This is a genomic window from Agarivorans sp. Toyoura001, from assembly GCF_005405585.1.
Lineage (GTDB): Bacteria > Pseudomonadota > Gammaproteobacteria > Enterobacterales > Celerinatantimonadaceae > Agarivorans.
Map to the genome: position 1 here is coordinate 100,863 of NZ_BJEQ01000002.1, position 20,846 is coordinate 121,708.

The 20,846-nt window shown below is 43.6% G+C and carries 16 protein-coding genes; 11 read left to right on the forward strand and 5 right to left on the reverse strand.

What is annotated here, in order from left to right; translation table 11 throughout:
* The first annotated feature begins 171 nt into the window (after positions 1 to 171).
* The 4 genes from FFR00_RS03760 (at position 172) to FFR00_RS03775 (ending at position 5,463) form a co-directional block, all read left to right on the forward strand.
* On the forward strand, positions 172 to 2,073 hold the full coding sequence (locus FFR00_RS03760) for a glycosyl hydrolase 53 family protein (protein WP_137672038.1): 1,902 nt from the start codon (positions 172 to 174) through the stop codon (positions 2,071 to 2,073).
* Positions 2,074 to 2,221: 148 nt separating this feature from the next.
* On the forward strand, positions 2,222 to 3,958 hold the full coding sequence (locus FFR00_RS03765) for a hypothetical protein (RefSeq protein ID WP_137672039.1): 1,737 nt from the start codon (positions 2,222 to 2,224) through the stop codon (positions 3,956 to 3,958).
* A gap of 140 nt (positions 3,959 to 4,098) precedes the next feature.
* Positions 4,099 to 4,998 carry a M15 family metallopeptidase gene (locus FFR00_RS03770; protein ID WP_137672040.1) on the forward strand — a complete coding sequence of 300 codons (900 nt, stop codon included), beginning with the start codon at positions 4,099 to 4,101 and terminating at the stop codon, positions 4,996 to 4,998.
* Positions 4,999 to 5,013: 15 nt separating this feature from the next.
* Positions 5,014 to 5,463, forward strand: a complete 450-nt coding sequence (locus FFR00_RS03775; RefSeq protein WP_137672041.1) for a hypothetical protein — start codon at positions 5,014 to 5,016, stop codon at positions 5,461 to 5,463.
* A 19-nt stretch (positions 5,464 to 5,482) separates the two neighbouring features.
* Here the strand turns inward: FFR00_RS03775 and FFR00_RS03780 are convergent, their stop codons facing one another.
* Entirely contained in the window at positions 5,483 to 6,160 is a 678-nt protein-coding gene (locus FFR00_RS03780) for a response regulator (RefSeq protein WP_137672042.1), read from the reverse strand.
* A 4-nt stretch (positions 6,161 to 6,164) separates the two neighbouring features.
* Entirely contained in the window at positions 6,165 to 7,778 is a 1,614-nt protein-coding gene (locus FFR00_RS03785; RefSeq protein ID WP_137672043.1) for a sensor histidine kinase, read from the reverse strand.
* A gap of 235 nt (positions 7,779 to 8,013) precedes the next feature.
* Here FFR00_RS03785 and FFR00_RS03790 point away from each other — a divergent pair, with 235 nt between their 5' ends.
* The 3 genes from FFR00_RS03790 (at position 8,014) to FFR00_RS03800 (ending at position 11,132) form a co-directional block, all read left to right on the forward strand.
* Positions 8,014 to 8,982: a tripartite tricarboxylate transporter substrate binding protein gene (locus FFR00_RS03790; protein WP_137672044.1), complete on the forward strand. Its 969-nt coding sequence runs from the start codon at positions 8,014 to 8,016 to the stop codon at positions 8,980 to 8,982.
* A gap of 106 nt (positions 8,983 to 9,088) precedes the next feature.
* Positions 9,089 to 9,553 carry a tripartite tricarboxylate transporter TctB family protein gene (locus tag FFR00_RS03795; protein WP_137672045.1) on the forward strand — a complete coding sequence of 155 codons (465 nt, stop codon included), beginning with the start codon at positions 9,089 to 9,091 and terminating at the stop codon, positions 9,551 to 9,553.
* A gap of 25 nt (positions 9,554 to 9,578) precedes the next feature.
* Complete coding sequence (locus FFR00_RS03800) at positions 9,579 to 11,132, forward strand: tripartite tricarboxylate transporter permease (RefSeq protein WP_137672046.1); 1,554 nt, start codon at positions 9,579 to 9,581, stop codon at positions 11,130 to 11,132.
* A 165-nt stretch (positions 11,133 to 11,297) separates the two neighbouring features.
* Here the strand turns inward: FFR00_RS03800 and sstT are convergent, their stop codons facing one another.
* A complete protein-coding gene (sstT, locus tag FFR00_RS03805; RefSeq protein ID WP_137672047.1) occupies positions 11,298 to 12,521 on the reverse strand; it encodes a serine/threonine transporter SstT in 1,224 nt (407 codons plus the stop codon).
* Positions 12,522 to 12,946: 425 nt separating this feature from the next.
* Between sstT and FFR00_RS03810 the strand changes: the two genes are divergently transcribed.
* The 4 genes from FFR00_RS03810 (at position 12,947) to FFR00_RS03825 (ending at position 18,227) form a co-directional block, all read left to right on the forward strand.
* Positions 12,947 to 13,699 carry a TetR/AcrR family transcriptional regulator gene (locus tag FFR00_RS03810; RefSeq protein ID WP_137672048.1) on the forward strand — a complete coding sequence of 251 codons (753 nt, stop codon included), beginning with the start codon at positions 12,947 to 12,949 and terminating at the stop codon, positions 13,697 to 13,699.
* Positions 13,700 to 13,934: 235 nt separating this feature from the next.
* A complete protein-coding gene (locus FFR00_RS03815) occupies positions 13,935 to 16,250 on the forward strand; it encodes an RND family transporter (RefSeq protein ID WP_137672049.1) in 2,316 nt (771 codons plus the stop codon).
* On the forward strand, positions 16,219 to 17,037 hold the full coding sequence (locus FFR00_RS03820) for an outer membrane lipoprotein-sorting protein (protein ID WP_137672050.1): 819 nt from the start codon (positions 16,219 to 16,221) through the stop codon (positions 17,035 to 17,037). Before FFR00_RS03815 ends, FFR00_RS03820 begins: the two co-directional genes overlap by 32 nt.
* Positions 17,037 to 18,227, forward strand: a complete 1,191-nt coding sequence (locus tag FFR00_RS03825; protein ID WP_235836153.1) for a hypothetical protein — start codon at positions 17,037 to 17,039, stop codon at positions 18,225 to 18,227. The genes FFR00_RS03820 and FFR00_RS03825 overlap by 1 nt, the downstream gene beginning before the upstream one ends.
* A gap of 169 nt (positions 18,228 to 18,396) precedes the next feature.
* Here FFR00_RS03825 and FFR00_RS03830 read toward each other — a convergent pair whose 3' ends face one another.
* Entirely contained in the window at positions 18,397 to 18,702 is a 306-nt protein-coding gene (locus tag FFR00_RS03830) for a hypothetical protein (RefSeq protein ID WP_201798688.1), read from the reverse strand.
* Entirely contained in the window at positions 18,689 to 20,833 is a 2,145-nt protein-coding gene (locus FFR00_RS03835) for a hypothetical protein (protein WP_137672051.1), read from the reverse strand. Before FFR00_RS03835 ends, FFR00_RS03830 begins: the two co-directional genes overlap by 14 nt.
* Between the last annotated feature and the right edge of the window lie 13 nt (positions 20,834 to 20,846).

A 20,846-nucleotide genomic window follows, 5' to 3' on the forward strand; every position in this document is an offset into this window, starting at 1 on the left:
AAACCACTAAGCCGGGATTTAAGCATTTAGTATTATAAAAATCAATAAGATGTGAAACTACATATCAAATTAGAAAAAATCGTAAATAAAACAAATATTAGCGCTTAGCTCACAACATCTATCAACAAGAATTGCCAATATCCTCATTAGTTTATCTTGTTTGAGTTGACGATGACCAAGTTGTTTAACGTCCCTTATTTACTGTTATTGCCCTTTATTGTCACTGCTTGCCAAAGCAGTGACACATCTCAATCCGCTGCATTCAAAAACAACGTAGGCCTTAGCACCAATATAAATACATCGACTTACTATAACGAGTTTATCAACGGCGTAGATATCTCCTCATTATTAGAAATTGAAGCTAAAGGTGTGACGTTTTACAACCAACAAGGTCAAGCCGAGGATATTTTCAAGATCCTCAGTAATCATCAAATTAACTGGGTGCGGATCCGGCTGTGGAATAAGCCCACTAACGTTTATTGGTCTGAACAAGTTAGCCCCAACGGCAAAAAGATAGTTGGCGCTATTGGTGGTGGAAACAATGATTTAACCACCGCTATTACTTTGGCTAAGCGGGCCAAAGCCCACAATATGAAAGTACTAGTCAATTTTCATTACAGTGATTTTTGGGCCGATCCGGGTAATCAAAAGATGCCCGGCGAATGGCTACAGCTAACTCCCTTAGAGCGTGAACAAGCCCTTTACACATTTACTCACCAAAGCTTGCTCAACATGCAGCAGCACGCCGTTTTTCCCGACATGGTGCAAATTGGCAACGAAATTGATAACGGTTTAGTGTGGCCACAAGGTAAAAACATCACTAGCCCAGCGGCGATTAGCTTGCTTAAGCAAGGTATTCAAGCAAGCAGAGATGCAGCACTACAAGCCCAAACTTCACTGCCCATCATGCTGCATTTGGCCGACGGCACTAACCTCAATAAATACCTCACTACTGTTGATGCCTTTACGCAAGCCAAGCTCGATTACGATATTATCGGCGTATCTTATTACCCATACTGGCACGGCAGCATTGAGGATTTGCAAGTCAACCTAAATACTATCAGCCAGCGCTACAATAAAAGAGTATTAGTTGCCGAAACAGCTTACGCCTATACCTTAGAAAATTTTGATAGCACCGATAATATTTTTGGTGAGCAGCAACAAATTGATGGCGGCTTCTTAGCCACAGAAAAAGGACAAGCCAACGCATTAAACGCGGTAATAAATAGTGTTGCAAATGTCCCTGAACAAAAAGGCGTAGGCGTATTTTACTGGGAGCCAGCTTGGTTACGGGGGGGGTGGATAAGTGATGCCGGCAATGCGTGGGAAAACCAAGCACTTTTTAACATCAATGGTCAGGTACTCCCATCTATTGACGCTTTTTCTAGCGAGAGCAAACCCCAAGCAGCCCTCGCTAAGCTAGTCAAAACTGAAGATCTTGAGTTGAGCTTCTTCCGCAATCAACACATCCAATTACCGACTACTGTTATGGCTATTTTTAGCGATGATTCTGTTAAACAGGTGAACGTAACTTGGCCATTTGAGCAGCAGCCCAAATCCTTAGCGCCAGGAATACATCAGTTAACAGGCAGCACTCTTAATGGCCAACCCGTTCACGCTCGAGTGCTTGTTTCTGAGAATGAAAATTTCCTGGCTAACCCCAGCTTTGAAAGTGGCAATTTATTGCCTTGGCATACACCTTCCCCCATAGCCATTAAGGTCAGTGACAAGCAGGCTTTTAACGGTGATTATGCGCTTAACTACTGGGCCGAGTCAGACCTTAACACCACAATAGCGCTAAAACTTACCAACCTTCCTCCCGGCCTCTATGAATTAAGTGTTCAAGTTATGGGAAGCCCACTAAAACAAGACACTATTGCTCTACGGGCGGTAACGCCAAAAGCCGAACGCAGCGTACAAATAGAGCCTAAAGGATGGAACAATTGGCAACGCTATAGCACCCAGCCCATCAAAGTAGAAAATGGAGAGTTAAACTTAAATCTAGATCTAGATTTAGCGGCAGACAGCTGGGGCTGGATAGATGATTTCCAGTTAATTAGAGTAATCGACTAGTTAACATAAACCCCTTTAATTATTAACTTTATTAGTAATTGAAGTGCCGGGTTATCAATGATTTAATAAGCGCCATTTACCTCTTCCTAAAGTTGAAGCATGAGCGTTTCAGCTACAGGTAATCAACGATTAATACATGGAGTTTTAGATGAAGAACGTTCTTATCGCCGGTGGTTTACTGGCTATTGGTGCTGGAGCCGGCGGATATTGGTATTCACAACAGGCAGACCAAACAACAGCCGACAGCGGCGTATTGGCTTATGTGCCTGCCGATACGGCTATATTCTCAGCCAGCCTTAAGCCGTTTCCGGTGAAAAACTACATCAACTCTTTATCTGGATCTTACCAAAGCTTGCCAGTAGACGCCTTTGACGATGCTGACATTAGCGATCCTCGTGGTAAGTTCTTTGTCGCGTTATTCAAAAGCTACAGCGAGGCACTTAAAGACGGCCAAGCCTTTGTAGATACCTTTGGTTTAGCCGATGAAATACGCAGCTACATGTATACCCTTGGCGCCGTGCCAGTGATTAAAGTTGAAGTGGCTAAGCCAGACGCCATTTGGGCGTGGTTAGACAATGCCGAGCAACAAAGTGGCTTCAGCCATAAAGCTGCAAACTTAAAAGGGCTAGATTACCGCACTTACCCATTAAGTGATGAAGGTGACCAAGACAGCGCTGAGCTAGTGGTAGCGGTAAATAATGGCTTGTTAACCATTACCCTTAATACTTCACTTAACGATAGTGAACTGTTAGAAATGGCCTTAGGAATGACTCCGGCTAGCCAATCAATTGCCGATACGACACTGATTCAAGACAGCTTAACTAAACACAACTTTATCGACGACGGCATTGGTTTTATAAACCACCAAGTAATTGCTAAAGCGTTAACCACCAGCGACGGCAATTTATTGGCCAAACACCTGACTAAAATTACCCAAGCCAGCGGTGATGAGAATGCCTTAGCAGATTTACGCACTCCTGCCTGTGACCAAGAATTTAGTGCCATTGTTAGCAACTGGCCTAAAACCGTTATGGGTTTTGACAACTTGAGCATTACCGAGCAAGAAAGCAGTTTTGGCGCGCGCATGGTTGTTGAGAGTAATAACAACGTATTGCTTAAGGCTTATCAATCGATGAGTGGTTTTATTCCTTCTTACGCTTCAAACACCGAAGATGCTGTTTTCAGTATGGCCTACGGGATTGATGTAAACCAACTAGTCCCCTCGCTACTGTCGGTATGGGAAGAAATGCTCCAGCCAAGTTACCAATGTGCGCCTCTACAAGAGATGCAAATGGCCATGGAACAGCAAAACCCTGGCATGGTGGGCATGATGACGGGCATGGCAAACGGCTTAAAAGGCGTTGGCATGGCAGTATTTAGTTACAAACTAGCCGATATAAGCCGCCCAGAAGATCTGGAAAGCCTAGACGCGATTTTAAGTGTATCGGCAGATAACCCAGCAGTGTTGTTTGAAATGGCTAAGCAATTCTCACCACAATTGGCCAGCATCACCTTACCTGCAGACGGAACCCCGGTTGATCTAACAGGCCTATTACCCATTCCGCCAAGCATGAACATTCAGCCTCAACTCGCCCTTAAAGGTAACCACCTTGTATTGTTTAACGGCGAACGTGCAGCCGAAGTTAGTGAACAACTTGCAGCAGAGCCGGTGGCTAACAATGGCTTAATCAGCATGTACATTGATTACCAGCAAATGTTTGAACCGATCATAAGCGGCATTGAAATGAGCGGTGAAGAAGTACCAGAAGAGTTATTAGACTTAAAGGACTACCGCATTAAAGCGCAAATGAATATGGCTGTGAATGACCAAGGTATTATCTTTGGCTCAAGCATGACTAGCCAAGCAGATAGCGCAACTAACTAATTAAAAAAGAAACTAAAAAGGCTCGCCACGGCGAGCCTTTCCGAACAAAAATATACAAATAAAAACAATTAATTGTGTAACCACCCCAACAAATTGATAATACCCTCATTAGAGTAATAGCACTAATAAATGGACTTAGTATGATAACAAATCTACTTTTCTCTGTTCTTTCTGGGCAGTTTGAACTTTTTGCTGGGTATGAGCTGCGCCGTGGTGATAACGATAAGAAAAAAATATGGGGAGGTTCTTCACACCCTGATACTTATAGTCACGTTGAAGAGCTACAACTTATACTTAAGAAAGTAGGTACATATGTAGCCAAAGTTGATGGTGATTTTGGGGGCAAAACGGATCTTGCTCTTAAGCTATTTCAAAGCAATGCGAAAACTATTCCTTACCGCATTAAAAACGGCTCTACCGTTACAGTTAAACCAACATTTCATGAAGCTGTATCGGGTAAAACAACGAAAGCTACTAGGCGAGAATTAGCTATTTGGAGTAGCAATACTTATCAAGCTACGGGTGATTTGATTCGCCTAAAAGCGACTACTTACTCAAATATTGAGCTAAACCCTAGTTTTAAATTATTAAGAAATCAACATGTTACAAAAGGTGAGTTTGTTGTATCTGTTTCATTACTGCCTTATATAAAGACTATGAACATCGAAGCTAAAAAGTTAGGGTTAAAGATCGTCATAAACCAATCATTAAGACAGTTAGGAATTCCACCTAAAGGTGCTGTTGTTACACCCGCAAAGCGTAGCCAACATTACATTGGTCACGCTGTAGATGTTAACATTGTGGATGGCAGCAATTGGAACACTAGTGCCACTTTTAAAGCCCAAAAAGCTACTAATTCAGCGAAGCTTTTTATTGCAGCCATGAAAAAAGCAGGCTTACGTTGGGGAGGAGATTTCTCAAAAATGGACTCTCCACATTTTGACAGAAAACTTGATGCCTCAACATTTGAGTACGAAGCAAAGCACTTTTTTAACCAAACCTCTAACTCAAACAATCATATATTACCGTTAGTGATATAAATTAAGGATGACTAAATGAATAAGGCAACGTTGATTGGGTTAATTCTGGCATGTGTGGCGTGCAGTGGACAAGCCGTAACCACTATCAAAACAACAGAACAAAACCTATGTGATGACTATAGGCAAGGATTTGCAATTGCAATCATAGGTAACTCCACAGCAGATGGTTCAGAATGGTATGCAGATTGGTCAGCGTACCTAAATGACTTCATCACAAATAATAAAGAGACCTTTAAAGTTTATCGAGAAAGCCAATTAGATAACATTGAGTTACCCATCTACAGTGTGGCATTCAGTAAACAATCGAGAACCAGTTATTTACTTCATGAAACTATCGAACCCCAGTATTATGAGTATGTCGCAGCAGACTACCTAAGAGCCTCTATCGCTGATCATGTGGCACCTTTTAAGCCATTAACGCATGAAATTGATTTAGTTAAACAGTTATGTGATTCGTTAAAATAGACAGCACAAAATAGCTAAGTCACTTTAGCCGATGATACACCCGCTCTGGTCTGCCTACTGCACCGTAAGCCACTTCTGGGCTTAACTCATTACAACTCACTAAGTATTCCAAATATCGCCTTGCCGTAGTTCGACTACTGCCAATTTCTTTACCCGCTAGCTCAGCGGTTAACGCCGGATGCTCGGTAAATAAGCCGCGTACTTTATCTAAGGTGACCGCGTCTACCCCCTTAGGTAAACGCTTCTTACTTTCTGCCGTGGCGCCTTCGCTCATCGGCATTAACTTATCTACGTCTTGCTGCTCAAAAGAGCTATTTTGGTCAAGCCTACGCAGATAGTTTTTGTAGTTATTCAGTGATTCCTGCAGCCGCGGAAAAACCACCGGTTTAAGAATGTAATCAAACACGCCATTGCGCAGGGCTTCTTGCAAAGTGGATGCTTCTTTGGCGGCGGTAAGTAGCATGACATCAATCGCCAAATCTTGGCTGCGAATATATTTAAGTAACTCTAAACCAGTACCATCTGGCATGTAGACATCCAGTAACAATAATTGTGGAGGCTTGGCATTAATGTGAATCATTGCGTCAGCAATACTCAAGGCGATACCCGAGACGTCAAAGTCACTAACTCGCTGCAAATACTGGCGATGAATTTCAGCAATACCCGCGTCGTCTTCAACAATAAGAACCTGAATCAAATTGCTACTCCTGCTTTAACTGCTTGGGAATATATACGGTAAAACGTGTTCCCGATTGATCACTACTAAACTCTACATTTCCCCGTAAAATCTGCACCGTTTCTTTCACCAAATATAATCCAATACCGTGGTCGCCTTGGGTTTTGGTGGTAACGCCCTGCTTGTAAATATTGGGCTGTAAAGCATCTTGAATACCACCGGCAAAATCTTCCACTTCAATGATGATATCGTTACCTAAATCAGTCATTGATAATGTTACGGCTTGTTGATTCTCACTATGCCGAGTGGCCTCAAAGGCGTTATCCAGCAAATTAGCTACTATGGTAACGATTTGCTCTGAACCACAATGTTCGGGTAAATCTCGTAAACTGCTATCAGGGTCAATGCTTAAGGCTAGCCCCAGCTCTCTCGCCCGATGAAACTTACCTAAAATACAACCCGCAATCACCGAATCATCTACCGCTTCAATTAAAAAGTGAATCAATTCTTGGAATTGATCATTGGCTTGGCCAATAAACGCTAGGGCTTTGTCACCTTCTCCCAACTGGATTAAACCCGCAATGGTATTGAGCTGATTAGCATGCTCGTGGTTTTGCACCCGCAAGGCTTCGGAATGGGCTTTAATTTGCGAGAGTTGTTTGGTCAGCAGGGTAATTTCATCCTTACGACGAAAACTCGATACCATGCCAATAAAGCGTTGATTGTGATCATTCATTGGCACCCGGTTAGCAATCACCAAGTGGCCATTGAGTAGCAGCTCTACATCGCTTTGCGCCTGTGGTTGATCAAGCAACTCCACCATATCGCTATCGGGCAACCAATCACGCAAGGCCATGCCTACGGGGTTGGTTGGCTGGCCGAGTTCATCTTTACCCAATAAGCGCATCGCATTGGCATTTACGTTAGTAATAATGCCTTCACGGTTAATCGCTATAACGCCTTCGCGAATGGTATTCAAGGTCGCTTGCAACTCGGCATATAGGCGGGTCATTTGTTCAGGTTCAAAACCTAACAATGTATCTTTAATCCGTTGAGCCAGCCACCAGCCAATTAACATATTTAGCGATAATACCCCCATCACTAACAGCGCCATAAAGTGTAAATAAGGTTGTAGCTGCACATCTATTTTTTCTAGCAAGTAACCCACAGAGACAATGCCAATAATCTCATTTTGGCTATTGCGCACCGGTACTTTTCCGCGCACCGATACCCCTAAAGATCCTTTGGCTTGAGACACATATTCTTGGCCAAGTACCAAAGCAGCGTGGTTGTCTCCCCCAACCATGGGTTTGCCTATCCGTTCACTTTTAGGGTGGGCTAAGCGAATACCCTTGGCGTCTCCCACCACAATAAAGCTGGCGCCCATGGTGCGGCGCAATTCTTCGGCTAAGGTTTGCAGGCTAGCGCTATCTTTGCGTGCAACCGCGCTCACTACATCGGGCAGTTTAGCCACCACTCTAGCAACATCTAGCGCTCGCTCACCCTTGTCTTGGTATTCAGAATCACTGACATACCAATAGCTAGTCACCACCACAATGCTCAGCTGAATCAAGCTGTAGATCAGCATTATCAACAGTAATCTTGCGCGGTAGCTGGGTAAGCGAGCTTGTTGATACATCGAAACATTTCCTTGTTAACTCAATCCAGCTTAGCACGAGCACACTCGCCTATTCCCGTGAACAATATGAACTTAATCACCAATATGGACTTTAAAGCCATTACTTGGCTTTCATTCCCAAATGGCAGCGATTGATTAACATTAATTCAACATTATTTGCCAGCAAGCCGTTTTCAGTTTTGGCAACTATCACTTCCAGCAACGCTGGAAACCCTATGCAACAAGGAGAGCAAGCATGTTAGCCAAGATTAAGTTGGTAAAAACATTAATAGGGGCCGCTGTATTGGCCACCGGCCTAAGTGGTGCCGTACAAGCAGATGAAGTTCACTTTCTTATTCCCGGCGGTGCCGGTGGTGGCTGGGATGGCACAGCACGTGGTACCGGTGAAGCTTTAATGAAATCTGGCATTATCGATAAAGTGTCTTATCAAAACATGAGCGGCGGCGGTGGCGGCAAAGCGATTGCCCATTTAATCGAAACCGCTAAAACCCAAGAACATACCTTAATGGTGAATTCCACGCCGATCGTGGTGCGCTCACTAACCGGGGTATTCCCACAATCATTTCGCGATTTAACCCCCATTGCTGCCACCATTGCAGATTACGGTGCGCTGATTGTTCGCAAAGATTCAAAATATACTCACTGGGACCAAATTGTTGCCGACTTCAAAGAGAACCCCAACAAAGTAAAAGTAGCAGGTGGTAGCGCCCGAGGTAGCTTAGACCACCTAATAGCAGCTGCAGCCATTAAAAACGAAGGCTTAGATCCCATGAAGCTTCGCTACGTTGCTTACGACGCTGGCGGTAAAGCTATGGCAGGTTTGCTCTCTGGTGAAACGGCGCTGTTATCAACCGGTTTGGGCGAAGCGCTTGATATGGCCAAAAATGACCAAGTACGCATTCTAGCCATTACCGCTGAGAAACGGGTAAAAGACGCGCCAGAAGTGCCTACCCTAAAAGAAATGGGCAACGATACGGTATTTGCTAACTGGCGTGGCTTCTTTGCCGCTCCTGGCACCAGTGAAGCGCAAGCTGAAAAGTTTTCCGACATGCTAAAAGAGATGTACGCCACTGGCGAATGGGAAACCGTGCGCTCACGTAATGGTTGGGTAAACAACTTTGTGCCTTACGGCCAGTTCTTCGGTTTCTTAGAACAACAAGAGAAAACCGTAGGCAGCCTGATGAAAGAACTTGGTTTCTTATAATTTCATAAGCCAGCAACTCCCTTGCTGCTTTCTTTGCTTACCGCAGTAATAGGCTAAGCACCGGTGTCGAGTTCGGCACCGGTATTTTTCAAACTTGGAGCTAACAATGCAAATTAGCAATCAACGAATTGGCGGCCTCATTTTTCTGCTGTTCTCTTTGTTTTATGGCTACTTTAGCTACGACATAGCGCTATTCCCCGGCGCTGAGTATGAGCCCTTCACCCCGCGTACTTTGCCTCAGTTTTTAGCGCTGAGCGGGGTGATATGTTCGGTAATTTTGGTAATCACTGGTGGGGCAGATTTTCGAGCCAGTATTAAGCATTTAGTTTGGCAACCTGTGGCTAAGCTGCTGGCGGCCATGTTCGCTTATGGACTACTGGTGAATTGGTTGGGTTTTGTATTAGCCACCATTATTTTTCTGGTGGTCAGCTTTCGCATTATGGGCGAAACCAAACACAAGAAGGCTGCCGCAATAGCCGTGATCTTCACCCTAGTGTTTTGGGCGCTATTAACCCAAATATTAGATATTTATTTAGAACCTGGGCAGCTATGGCACTGGTTTAATGGCTGAGCGTAAGCGAATCAAGGAGTAAACGATGTTAGACGGAATTTTAGCAGGGCTTGGCACCGCAGTAATGCCAATGAATCTGATGATGGTAGTGGTGGGTTGCTTAGTCGGCACCTTTATTGGCATGTTGCCAGGCCTCGGCCCCATTACAGCTATTGCCTTGATGATCCCGCTCACTTATAGCTTAGAGCCTTCTTCGGGTTTAATTTTGATGGCGGGTGTCTACTACGGGGCCATTTTTGGCGCTTCTTCGTCTTCCATTTTAATCAATGCGCCGGGTTGTAGCGCAACTGTGGTCACCGCTTTTGATGGCAACCCATTGGCTAAAAAAGGCCAAGCAGGTAAAGCGCTAGCGGTGGCGGCTTACGCTTCGTTCACGGGCGGTACTCTAGGCGCAATAATGCTGCTGATTGCCGCGCCTGCGTTAGCCTCAGTATCTTTAAGTTTTCAAAGCGCAGACTACTTCGCACTCATGGTATTGGGCTTGTCGGCGGTGGCTGCATTCTCGGGCAAAGGCCAAGTGCTTAAAGCGATTATGATGACGATTCTCGGTTTAATGCTCGCTACAGTAGGTACCGATAGAAGTGAGGGCGTAGAGCGCTTCACCTTTGGTCAGCTAGATCTCATCGACGGTTTCAGCTTCTTGCTACTGGCCATGGCAACTTTTGCCTTAGCCGAAACGTTAATGTCGGTGCTTAAACCTGAAAACCCAAACAACAGTGCCACTGAGCAAAAAATGATGTCGGAGCTGGGTAGCCTTAAGCTCACTAAAGAAGAAGTAAAAAGCGTGGCCGCGCCTACTTTACGCTCCTCTTTCTTAGGCTTTTTTGTGGGCGTATTGCCCGGTGCTGGCGCAACTATCGCGTCGTTTCTAGCCTATGGTGTAGAGCGTAACTTAGCCAAACCAGAAGATAAAAAACAATTTGGCGAAGGTTCACTCAAAGGGCTCGCCGCGCCAGAGTCGGCTAATAACGCAGCCTCAACGGGCTCGTTTGTGCCACTGTTAACACTGGGTATTCCAGGTTCGGGCACAACTGCAGTATTACTCGGTGCGCTGATTGCTTACGGGATTCAGCCAGGGCCTAGAATGTACATTGAGCACCCAGATTTATTCTGGTCAATCATCATCTCTATGTACTTTGGTAACGTGATACTGCTTATTCTTAACTTGCCACTCATCCCCTACTTAGCCAAGTTATTGAATATACCGAGACCTTACCTCATACCGATGATTTTGCTGTTTTCTATCACCGGCGTGTACTTAGTATCTTTCAACAGCATGGACATCATGATAATGGTGGCGGTGTGTATGGCGGCCTTGGGTTTGCGCTTACTTAGCTTCCCTATGGCGCCCATGTTGCTGGGCTTTATTCTTGGCGGAATGTTAGAAGACAACCTGCGCCGAGCACTGCTGATTGGCGATGGCGAACTGAGCTTTTTGTGGGAACGACCGCTCACTCTAACCTTTATTAGCATCGCCGCGCTTGTATTATTTAGTCCTTTACTACGACCAATTTGGGAGCGCAGTAAAGCAAGAGCCGAATACGAACAAGCGAAACGTAAAGCGGCAACAAAAATATAGCTCAATGATGTTAAGTAATATTGGGATGCCCACTCCCCTCGATATCAGGGCATCCCAATTCCCTGATTAATTCCAGCATATTCAGCAAATAAAAAAGGATGGCCTAAGCCATCCTTTTTACTAAACAATTAACTGACGATGTTAGCCTTTACGCATAAATAGCGCTTAAGCTTTTTCCTCTGCAGCCTTACAGCATGCAGCAGTAAACAATACATCGGTAGAGCTGTTTAATGCCGTTTCGGCAGAGTCTTGCAATACGCCGATAATAAAGCCTACAGCAACCACTTGCATGGCCACATCGTTAGATACTCCAAATAAGCTACACGCTAATGGAATAAGCAATAACGACCCACCAGCAACACCCGAGGCACCACAAGCAGACACCGCCGCTACTACGCTCAGTAACAATGCCGTAGCAAAATCGACTTGAATACCTAAGGTATGCACAGCCGCTAGCGATAACACGGTAATGGTAATTGCAGCACCAGCCATGTTAATAGTGGCACCAAGTGGGATAGACACCGAGTAAGTATCTTCATCCAATTTTAAGCGTCGAGCTAGATCCATGTTTACAGGAATATTAGCCGCTGAGCTGCGAGTGAAGAAGGCGGTAACGCCACTTTCACGTAAACACTTAAATACCAACGGGTAAGGGTTACGACGGATTTTGTAGAACACCAAAATTGGGTTCATCACCAAGGCAATTAATAACATAGAGCCAATGAGTACCAACAATAGTTGGCTGTAGCCTAGCAATACCGAGAAGCCGGTTTGCGCAATAGTGTTTGCCACCAAGCCAAAAATACCAATTGGGGCTAAACGAATAACAAAACGCACAATGCTTGATACGCCCGCAGCCACGTCATTAAACAAGGTTTTGGTGGTGTCAGATGCGCTATGCATGGCAATACCTAAACCAATTGCCCACGCTAAAATGCCAATGTAGTTGCCATTCATAATGGCGCTAATCGGGTTATCTACCACTTTAAACAACAGAGTATGTAATACCTCGCCAATGCCTTGCGGAGGATTAGCCGAGGTTTCGGTGCTCACTAGCACTAACTCAGTAGGGAACATAAAGCTCATGGCTACCGCCGTTAACGACGCGGCAAAAGTACCAAATAAATATAAATAGATAATCGGACGAAGCTGAGTATTTTGGCCACGTTTATGGCTAGCTACCGAAGCCGCCACCAACACAAAAACCAATACCGGTGCTACGGCTTTTAAAGCGCCAACAAAAAGGCTACCTAACATGCCAATAGACGTAGCCGCACTAGGTGCTAAAACGGCCAAAATGCTACCGGCGATAATACCGATAAGGATCTGCAGCACTAAACTGCCTTGGGTAATAAATTGTAATATGCTGTTGTTTGATTGTTGTTTCATGCTTCTTATGGTCCTTTAGTGAAGCTATATAATTGGCGAAGGCGTAACCTTATAGGATGAAACACCATAATCACAGACAATAACCACATTAAATTGACACATCGCAAAAACTTTTCACTCACCTAGGTTGTACAAGCAATATACAAGTAAGGTTTACACCTAAAAGCCCAACATTTTTAGCTATTGCTCAACTGACTTAGTGTTGCAACTTGTCCTTAAGCTCAGTATTTACTTACACTTTGATCAGCTGTTCAGGTTTTTGTGGCAATTTTGCAAGCCGTCATTGGCTAAACAAACAGGCGCTTAAGCTAAATTAAGCACCAAAAGAGAAATATCAAATACAAATAAAACTTGAACAATTTTTTATCAAGGCGTATAACTTGACGAATCGTCACATTGTGACGAAGTGTCAATAACGAGAACAAATGAATACCAAAACCAGAAAAGCCCAAGAAATTGCTAACCGTGAAGAGTTGTTGCTCGATATTGCCTTAGAGCTGATGGCTGAAACCGGCTTTGCTGGCCTAACAATGGATAAAATCACCCAGCGTTCGCAGTATTCAAAAGGCACCGTGTATAACCACTTTGCCTGTAAAGAAGATGTATTGTGTGCTTTATGCTGTCGCTCTATGCGTTTACAAATAGAGCTATACCAACGGATTAATGATTTTGCTGGTAGCACTCGAGAGAAGATGATTGCAATGGCCTATGGCTACCGTTTGTTTAATCGTCTTTACCCCACTCTGTCGATGGTAGTGTTAAGTATGAAAACACCTAACATCATGGAGAAAACCTCGAGTATTCGCAGTACCAGCGTAAGTGAACACGAAAACAAAATTGTCGGTATTGCGGTTAAGTTGATTGAAGAAGCTGTTGCTTTAGGTGACATACCAGCCAGCCAAAATGTAGATGCCAATGCCGCTACATTTGCCGCTTGGTCGATGGCCTTTGGCACCAATGCGCTAAGCAGCGCAGTGGTACATAAATCCAGCAAGTTTTGCTCTGCTGGCTTCGACAGCCAATACGCATTGCTATACAACGTAAATTTGTTGTGTGACGGGTTAAATTGGAAACCCTTGTCTAATCAACAAGATTACTTAGCCACTTGGCAGCGAATAGGCCAAGAGCTATATGCCAAAGAGTTGGCCATGCTGGAGCAAAACGAAACGCTGTATTAAGCGCTTTACGCAAACCAGCAATTAGCGAATAAAGATTTGTAAGTTCTAAGAGTAAAAGTGCCAAGTTGTTCTACTGTTGTTAAGTGGAATAATAAACGCACGCATTTAGATTCAATTAAAGCCGCCGATTACTGCGGTTTTTTTAAGCAAAGGAAGTGACGATTCGTCAATTTTAGACAAATCGTCATAATTCACTCTAACCAATTGAATGGTGCAATTGGTAAAGGACAGGGCTATGGAAAAGAAATTTTTTAATCAAGTGATTGCCAGACCTTGGCTAACACTCATGTTATTAATGTTAGCCGTTGTAGCAATGAGCTCTGGCGGACGCTTTCTTACCTTTGTAGGCGATTACCGCATTTTCTTTGGTGAGGACAACCCTCAGCTGCAAGAATTTGAAAGCATGCAAAAGGTGTTTAATAAAACCGATTCGGTCACCTTTGTTATCTCTCCCAACGAAGGCGATGTATTCAACCCGCAATCTCTCACTCTCATTAAAGAGCTTACCGACGACTCTTGGCTTATTCCCAACTCTACACGGGTCGACTCCATCACCAACTTTCAACATACCGAAGCCGTAGAAGATGACCTTTGGGTAGAAGACTTATTGCTAGAGCTAGATATGTTAGATGCTGAAAAAGTATCTAAAATTGAGCAAGTTAGCCTAAGTGAACAACTACTAGAAAACCGTTTAATTAGCCTAGATGGTCGCGTAGCAGTAGTGGCTGCAACCATCACCATCTCTGAAGATGATATGCAGGCCGAGGTACCTAAAACCTCGCAATTTGTACGTGAGCTACAAGCCAAGTATCAGCAAGCCTACCCAGAACATAAAATCTTGCTCTCTGGCATGATCATGATGAACAACAGCTTCATTGAGCAAAGCCAAAAAGACATGTCCACTTTAGTGCCGCTAATGTTCTTGCTAATTTTAGTAATGCTAGCCATTTTGCTGCGCTCGGTATTAGGCATGCTAGCTACCCTAGTGGTGATTGTAGTGACTATTGCCAGCACCATGGGCATGGCCGGTTGGATGGGTTTTGCACTCAATACCGTTACGGTAAATGTGCCCACCATGGTGATGACCTTAGCAGTGGCCGATTGTGTGCACGTTATCGCCTCAATGCTCTACGAGATGCGCCAAGGTAAATCTAAAAAAGAAGCCCTCGCCTTTAGTTTAAAAATAAACAACCGCGCTATCTTCCTTACTAGTGCCACCACCGCGATTGGTTTCTTAACCTTAAACTTCTCAGATTCACCGCCGTTTCAAGCCTTAGGCACCATTGTGGCGGTGGGTGTAATGCTGGCCTATGTGTATGCACTTACCATATTGCCTGCTCTGCTTAACATTCTGCCCATTAAACAAACGCCGAGCATTAGCAGCCGCTCAAACTACGACCGCTTAGCAAACTTCGTGATTGATTCTCGCAAGTGGTTAATGCCGGTTACGGTAGTTATGATTATTGGCTTCTTGGCCATGATCCCGCGCAACCAGCTAAACGACGTGGCTACGGAGTACTTCAGCAAGCAGGTGGACTTTCGTCAATCCACAGACTTTATGGAGGAAAATATATCCGGGATTACCACCATTTCTTATGAAATAAGAAGTGGCGAAAGCAGCGGCATTAACCAGCCTCACTACATGCAAAAAGTGGCTGACTTTAGCGCTTGGTTACGCCAACAACCAGAGATCGACAACGTAAATAGCATCTCCGACATTATGCGTCGTTTAAACAAAAACATGCATGGCGACGACCCAAGCTATTACCTAGTGCCCGAAGAGCGCGAACTCTCTGCCCAGTATTTATTAATGTATGAAATGAGTTTGCCCTACGGCTTAGATTTAAATAACCAAATCAATGTAGATAAATCGGCAACACGCTTAACCATTACCACCAAAAATATGGGCTCTATCGGCATGATAGCGCTAGAGCAACGCTCCTTAGATTGGTGGCAACAAAATGCGCCCGAGTACCGAGTAATCGCCGCCAGCCCTAACTTAATGTTTGCTCACATTGGCGAGCGCAATATGCCGCAAGCCCTCAAAGGTGCATTTTGGGCACTGGTGCTTATCTCGGTGTTAATTGGTATTTCGCTACGTTCACTGCGGCTCACCTTTATTAGCTTGCTACCTAACCTAGTACCAGCAGGCATTGGCTTTGGTATTTGGGCACTAATCGATGGCAACATAAACCTTGGTTTGTCGATTGTTATTAGCGTTACCTTAGGCATTGTGGTCGACGACACCGTACACTTCCTTACCAAGTACCAATATGCCCGCAAGCAAGGTAAATCTGCCGAAGACGCAGTGCGCTACGCCTTTGTAACCGTAGGCAAAGCACTGGCTATTACCACCGCGGTATTGGTAGTTGGCTTCTCAGTATTAATTGGTTCAACCTTTACTATTAACTCCAATATGGGGCTACTTACTTCTATTATTATTGCCGTAGCCTTAATCATCGATTTCTTACTACTACCATTACTCTTGATTAGTTTTGACCGTGCAAAGGGAGCAGAAAATGCAGCAGCACTTCAACAAAAAACCGCTTAGTATGTGGCTTAATCGTGCCGCAGTTATCTGTATTAGCCTGTTGTTTAGCCAACAAGCATTAGCAGAAACCGCAGAAGAAAAAGGCTTACGCATCGCTCAAGAGCGCAAAGCCTTTGATTTAGGTTGGGTAGACTCTAAAGCCGATACAGAAATGGTGCTGTACAACGCGCAAGGCGATAAAAGCACCCGCTCTATTCGCATTCAATCTTTAGAAGTGGAAGGCGACGGCGACAAAGCCTTAAGTGTGTTTGACCACCCAGCCGACGTAAAAGGCACCGCCTTTTTAAGCTTTTCTCACGCCCTAGAGCCAGACGAGCAATGGTTATACCTACCTGCGTTAAAACGGGTAAAACGCATTGGTTCACGCAACAAATCGGGCCCTTACATGGGCAGTGAGTTTGCCTTTGAAGATCTAAGCTCATTTGAAGTAGAAAAATATACCTACACCTACCTGCGCGACGAAACCATTGCCGGCTTCGACAGCTATGTAGTGCAAAACGTTCCGGTAGATAAGTACTCAGGTTATACCAAGCAAATTACTTGGATGGACAAAGAAGCCTACCGCGTACACAAAGTAGAGTTTTACGACCGTAAAGGTCAGCTACTTAAAAGTCTCACCATGAGTGATTACCAAGTGTATGCCGACAAACATTGGCGTCCTTCTAAAATGCTGATGGTGAACCACCAAACCGATAAAAAGACCGAGATGTTTTGGAATAATTATCAGTTTAAAACCGGCGTAAAAGAATCAGACTTCAACAAGAACAAGCTTAAGCGAGCCCGCTAATGAGAGCGACTAACTCTGCGCTTGCAACAGCGCTAAGCCTAGCCTTATTAAGCACAAACAGCGCAGCTATGGAGCTGCGCGGCAATGTGGCTGTGCAATATCGTGGCTTTTTCGAGCAAGGTGCTTTTCCGGGCCAAGACCAGCAACACCAAGGCTCGATAAGTGCCGAGCCCGAGCTTTACTGGGAGTGGAACGATGGCATCGACAGCATCACCTTTACGCCCTTTGCACGGGCCGATTCCATGGACTCTGAGCGCACTCACGCCGACATTCGCGAGCTTAAATGGCTACACCTAGCCGACGAATACGAGCTCGAAATTGGCATCGCCAAAGTGTTTTGGGGCGTAACCGAAACCCAACACTTGGTAGATGTGATAAACCAAACCGACTTTATCGAATCGCCCGATGGTGACGAAAAGCTTGGCCAACCCATGCTGCACTTTAATACCTATCAAGACTCCGGCATTTGGGATGTATTCATTTTACCGGGCTTTAGAGAGCGAACCTTTGCCGGCGTAGATGGCCGCTTTCGCCCGCCATTACCGGTAGACCAAGATAACGCTCAGTATGAATCGGGCGCTAAAGACAAACATGTTGATCTAGCCCTGCGCTGGGCGCAAACCTTTGGCGACTGGGACGTAGGCACCGCCTACTTTCGTGGCACCAACCGCGACCCACTGCTTATTGCTAGCGCCGACGGCACTAAACTTACCCCTTACTATGAGCAAATGGACCAACTTGGCGTAGATCTACAAGCCACCATTGGCGATTGGTTATGGAAGTTTGAAGGCTTATATCGCAATACCAGCAGTAACAGTTACACCGCAGCCGTAGGTGGTTACGAATATACCCTAGTAGGTTTATTCGACAGCATTGCCGATTTAGGGCTACTTACCGAATACAACTGGAATAGTGACGGCAAAGAGGCCACCTCAACCTTTCAAAACGATCTCTACCTAGGCGCTCGCTTAGTATTAAACGACGCACAAAGTACCGAGTTTTTGTTAGGTGGCGCGATAGACCTCGACTACAACACCAACGTAGTCACCCTAGAAGCCAGCCGCCGCTTTGGCGAAAACTGGAAAGGCGAGCTAGATCTTTGGTACATCGACGCTGATGACCTTGAAGACCCAACCTACGCCTTTAGCAAAGACAGCTTTGTACAAGTAAACATGGCCTACTTTTTCTAAAAGCTAAACAAGAAAGGGATTGCAAAAAGCCCTCATTGTTGAGGGCTTTTTGTTCGTGTTAGCAAACAAGTTAGTCGAAAAGTAGCGCAGCCTTAAGCGGACAAAAATTGTTGGCTAGAATTTGTGAGGAACGAATAAAAGCCAACGTTTTTCGTTCCGCTTAAAGGCCTTAATAGCTTTCTTGTGCAACAACCTCTACAAATCCGTACTGTTCCATCTCTTGATGAACATCTAGCAGTTCACCATTTAATTGCTCAAGATATTCTTTTGCCACATGATAAAACAGATCTTTGTCAGTATCTTTTAAACTGATTGAAAACACTCCTTTTTTCAATCGTTCGATTAAACAGTTAAATGCAGATTTGACAGCATTAGGATCATCACTTGATATAGGGATAGATATTTTAGGTTCTTCTAGAATATCAATGGAGTACTCATCTTCATTCTTAACCAGTTCTGCTTCAATTATTTCCATAAATCTTCCCTCTTTCACCAAATGCATCCTGCCCACCTTCAAGAGTTTTCATGCTAATTTTTTTCCAATCTAAAGTTTTTTCGGTATTTTCTAAACATATCAAACTATTTGAAAATGGATTTCCAGTATACGTAGCGTATCCATCTTTATCATGACATCTATAGATAGAGTTGTAAGGCAATGTCCTGACTGCGACGTTAGCATCATGAGTCGATATAAAAACCATTTTCCCTTGTATTGCCTTGTCATTTATTAATGGGATGATGACATCATTAATATACTCATTACCAAGACTTCTCTCAGGTTCATCTAGTAGATAGATTTCTTTATCCTCTGCTAATTCACTATGTAAATTAAGCATCGAACATTCACCATTTGAAGGCGAGTAATCTTCGCCCGATAAGGTGAACCGCCTCCAAAATAGTAACAAATCAGAAAGACTTGATATTTTATCAATATCTACAATTGCATTTAACTCAGTAACCGAGTCAAATAAATCATCTGATGTAGCTTTATCATTTATGGAACGCATAACTCGAACAAATTCTTTTTGGTCTTGTTTTCGCATGCTTCTCATTGATAAGTATTTAGACTCATGTATGTTACCATTCTGAAACTGAAAGCTAGTTGCACATTTTAGCAGGCCTTTGTCAGGGCCAAGAACACCAACGTTTTCTACCTTGTCCTGAATGCTTTTATTGATATTTTCAATAATTTTTTCCGCATCCCGACCGATGTTCAATCTATTAGTAGCAAATGTTTTAAAACCTGTATCACTTGGCTTACTTCTTTCCCCTGTTTTACGTGTAACTTCGTTTCGAAAACATTGCGATGCGCTATCAGTTAGTTTTGCACTCTTCCATTCAGAAAATAGCTCCCAAGAGCCGCTTTTTAATTTTGATGAAAGTGAATTCAAATTAGATATTAGGCTTTTGCGCTCTTCATCTGTCGTCACTTCATCTACTGGAGAATTAGTTTTTAAAAAGCTCACCATATCTTGCACTTGACTATGTGCTTTTATGTACTCATTAAACTTGCTGTCGGAATTTTCTGAAAGAAGCTTGGGAAGATCTTTAATCTTCATTTTTTTCGCGTTTTTGTTTTTGTTTTCTGAATTAAAAAATTCACGGTATTTATAAAGGCTTGTAATGTCTGACTCTTTAGCTTTTCTAATGCGGATAATTTCATCGAGACAGGTATCTATAACTTGTAAATTTACAGATTCCTCAATGTTCTTTCCTTTAATATCGAATCTGTCAGCTAACTTGTCCGGTGCAGATTCGAATACAGAAGCCTTTATTCCACGATTAGAATATTGTTTAGCGATAGCTTCAAGAATTTTGGTTTTGCCAGTTCCTTTAGGGCCAAAGATAATATTAATATCATTAAAGGCTCGAATTTTAACCTTTGTTTCATCTTCGAAAGGTTGAAGCGTTAAAACCTCAGAATGCTTACGTTCTATAGCTGTATCTATAGCCGGTACATCTTTTTCGAGGAGCAAGCAAAAATGTTCAAAACTATCTACCGATAATCTCAATTCAGGTAGTTTGACTACTTCTTCAGTGTACTTATCCCAATCTTGAATATCAGAGCCATAAATAGATGTGTGCCCGTGGGATATAAATATTCCTGCTGATATACTATTTGTAGCTTCTTTAATCACTCGTTTAGTGTTTACCCCCAAGGATAAGAGTTTCTCAATACTTTCTTCACTCATGTCTGGCTTTTTGCCCAAATAATGCGCCACATATAATGGCTCAAGATTTTCAAAAAACTCTACTGTTTGCTCAAGAGAAATCGTAAATTCATCCGCGGACTTCCCTTTTGTAAGGTCATTTATTATTCCTGAAAATTCAACTTTCTTTTTAGGTGAAACAATCACAATAAGGTGGGATCTTTTCTCTTCATCAACAACGTCTAACTCGATACCGGGCCAAATTTGAACAGCACCATCAAGACCTTCTTCCATTTGATTGAACTGTTCTAAATCAAAAACATTGTGATTCGTGATAGCTATGATCTTCACATCTGTTGATTGAACGATCTTAGAAAACTTTTCAGCGGATACCTCTCTAGTTGGTGCATCTCCCTGTTTAGTTTTTCTAGTATGAACGTGTATATCTATCTTCACGAAATTCCTTACT

Coding starts and splice junctions, on each gene's coding strand:
- FFR00_RS03830 (WP_201798688.1), bottom strand. CDS start 18,702: ATGGAAATAATTGAAGCAGAACTGGTTAAGAATGAAGATGAGTACTCC.
- FFR00_RS03765 (WP_137672039.1), top strand. CDS start 2,222: ATGAAGAACGTTCTTATCGCCGGTGGTTTACTGGCTATTGGTGCTGGA.
- FFR00_RS03785 (WP_137672043.1), bottom strand. CDS start 7,778: ATGTATCAACAAGCTCGCTTACCCAGCTACCGCGCAAGATTACTGTTG.
- FFR00_RS03820 (WP_137672050.1), top strand. CDS start 16,219: ATGCAGCAGCACTTCAACAAAAAACCGCTTAGTATGTGGCTTAATCGT.
- FFR00_RS03815 (WP_137672049.1), top strand. CDS start 13,935: ATGGAAAAGAAATTTTTTAATCAAGTGATTGCCAGACCTTGGCTAACA.
- FFR00_RS03825 (WP_235836153.1), top strand. CDS start 17,037: ATGAGAGCGACTAACTCTGCGCTTGCAACAGCGCTAAGCCTAGCCTTA.
- sstT (WP_137672047.1), bottom strand. CDS start 12,521: ATGAAACAACAATCAAACAACAGCATATTACAATTTATTACCCAAGGC.
- FFR00_RS03760 (WP_137672038.1), top strand. CDS start 172: ATGACCAAGTTGTTTAACGTCCCTTATTTACTGTTATTGCCCTTTATT.
- FFR00_RS03775 (WP_137672041.1), top strand. CDS start 5,014: ATGAATAAGGCAACGTTGATTGGGTTAATTCTGGCATGTGTGGCGTGC.
- FFR00_RS03810 (WP_137672048.1), top strand. CDS start 12,947: ATGAATACCAAAACCAGAAAAGCCCAAGAAATTGCTAACCGTGAAGAG.
- FFR00_RS03795 (WP_137672045.1), top strand. CDS start 9,089: ATGCAAATTAGCAATCAACGAATTGGCGGCCTCATTTTTCTGCTGTTC.
- FFR00_RS03800 (WP_137672046.1), top strand. CDS start 9,579: ATGTTAGACGGAATTTTAGCAGGGCTTGGCACCGCAGTAATGCCAATG.
- FFR00_RS03790 (WP_137672044.1), top strand. CDS start 8,014: ATGTTAGCCAAGATTAAGTTGGTAAAAACATTAATAGGGGCCGCTGTA.
- FFR00_RS03770 (WP_137672040.1), top strand. CDS start 4,099: ATGATAACAAATCTACTTTTCTCTGTTCTTTCTGGGCAGTTTGAACTT.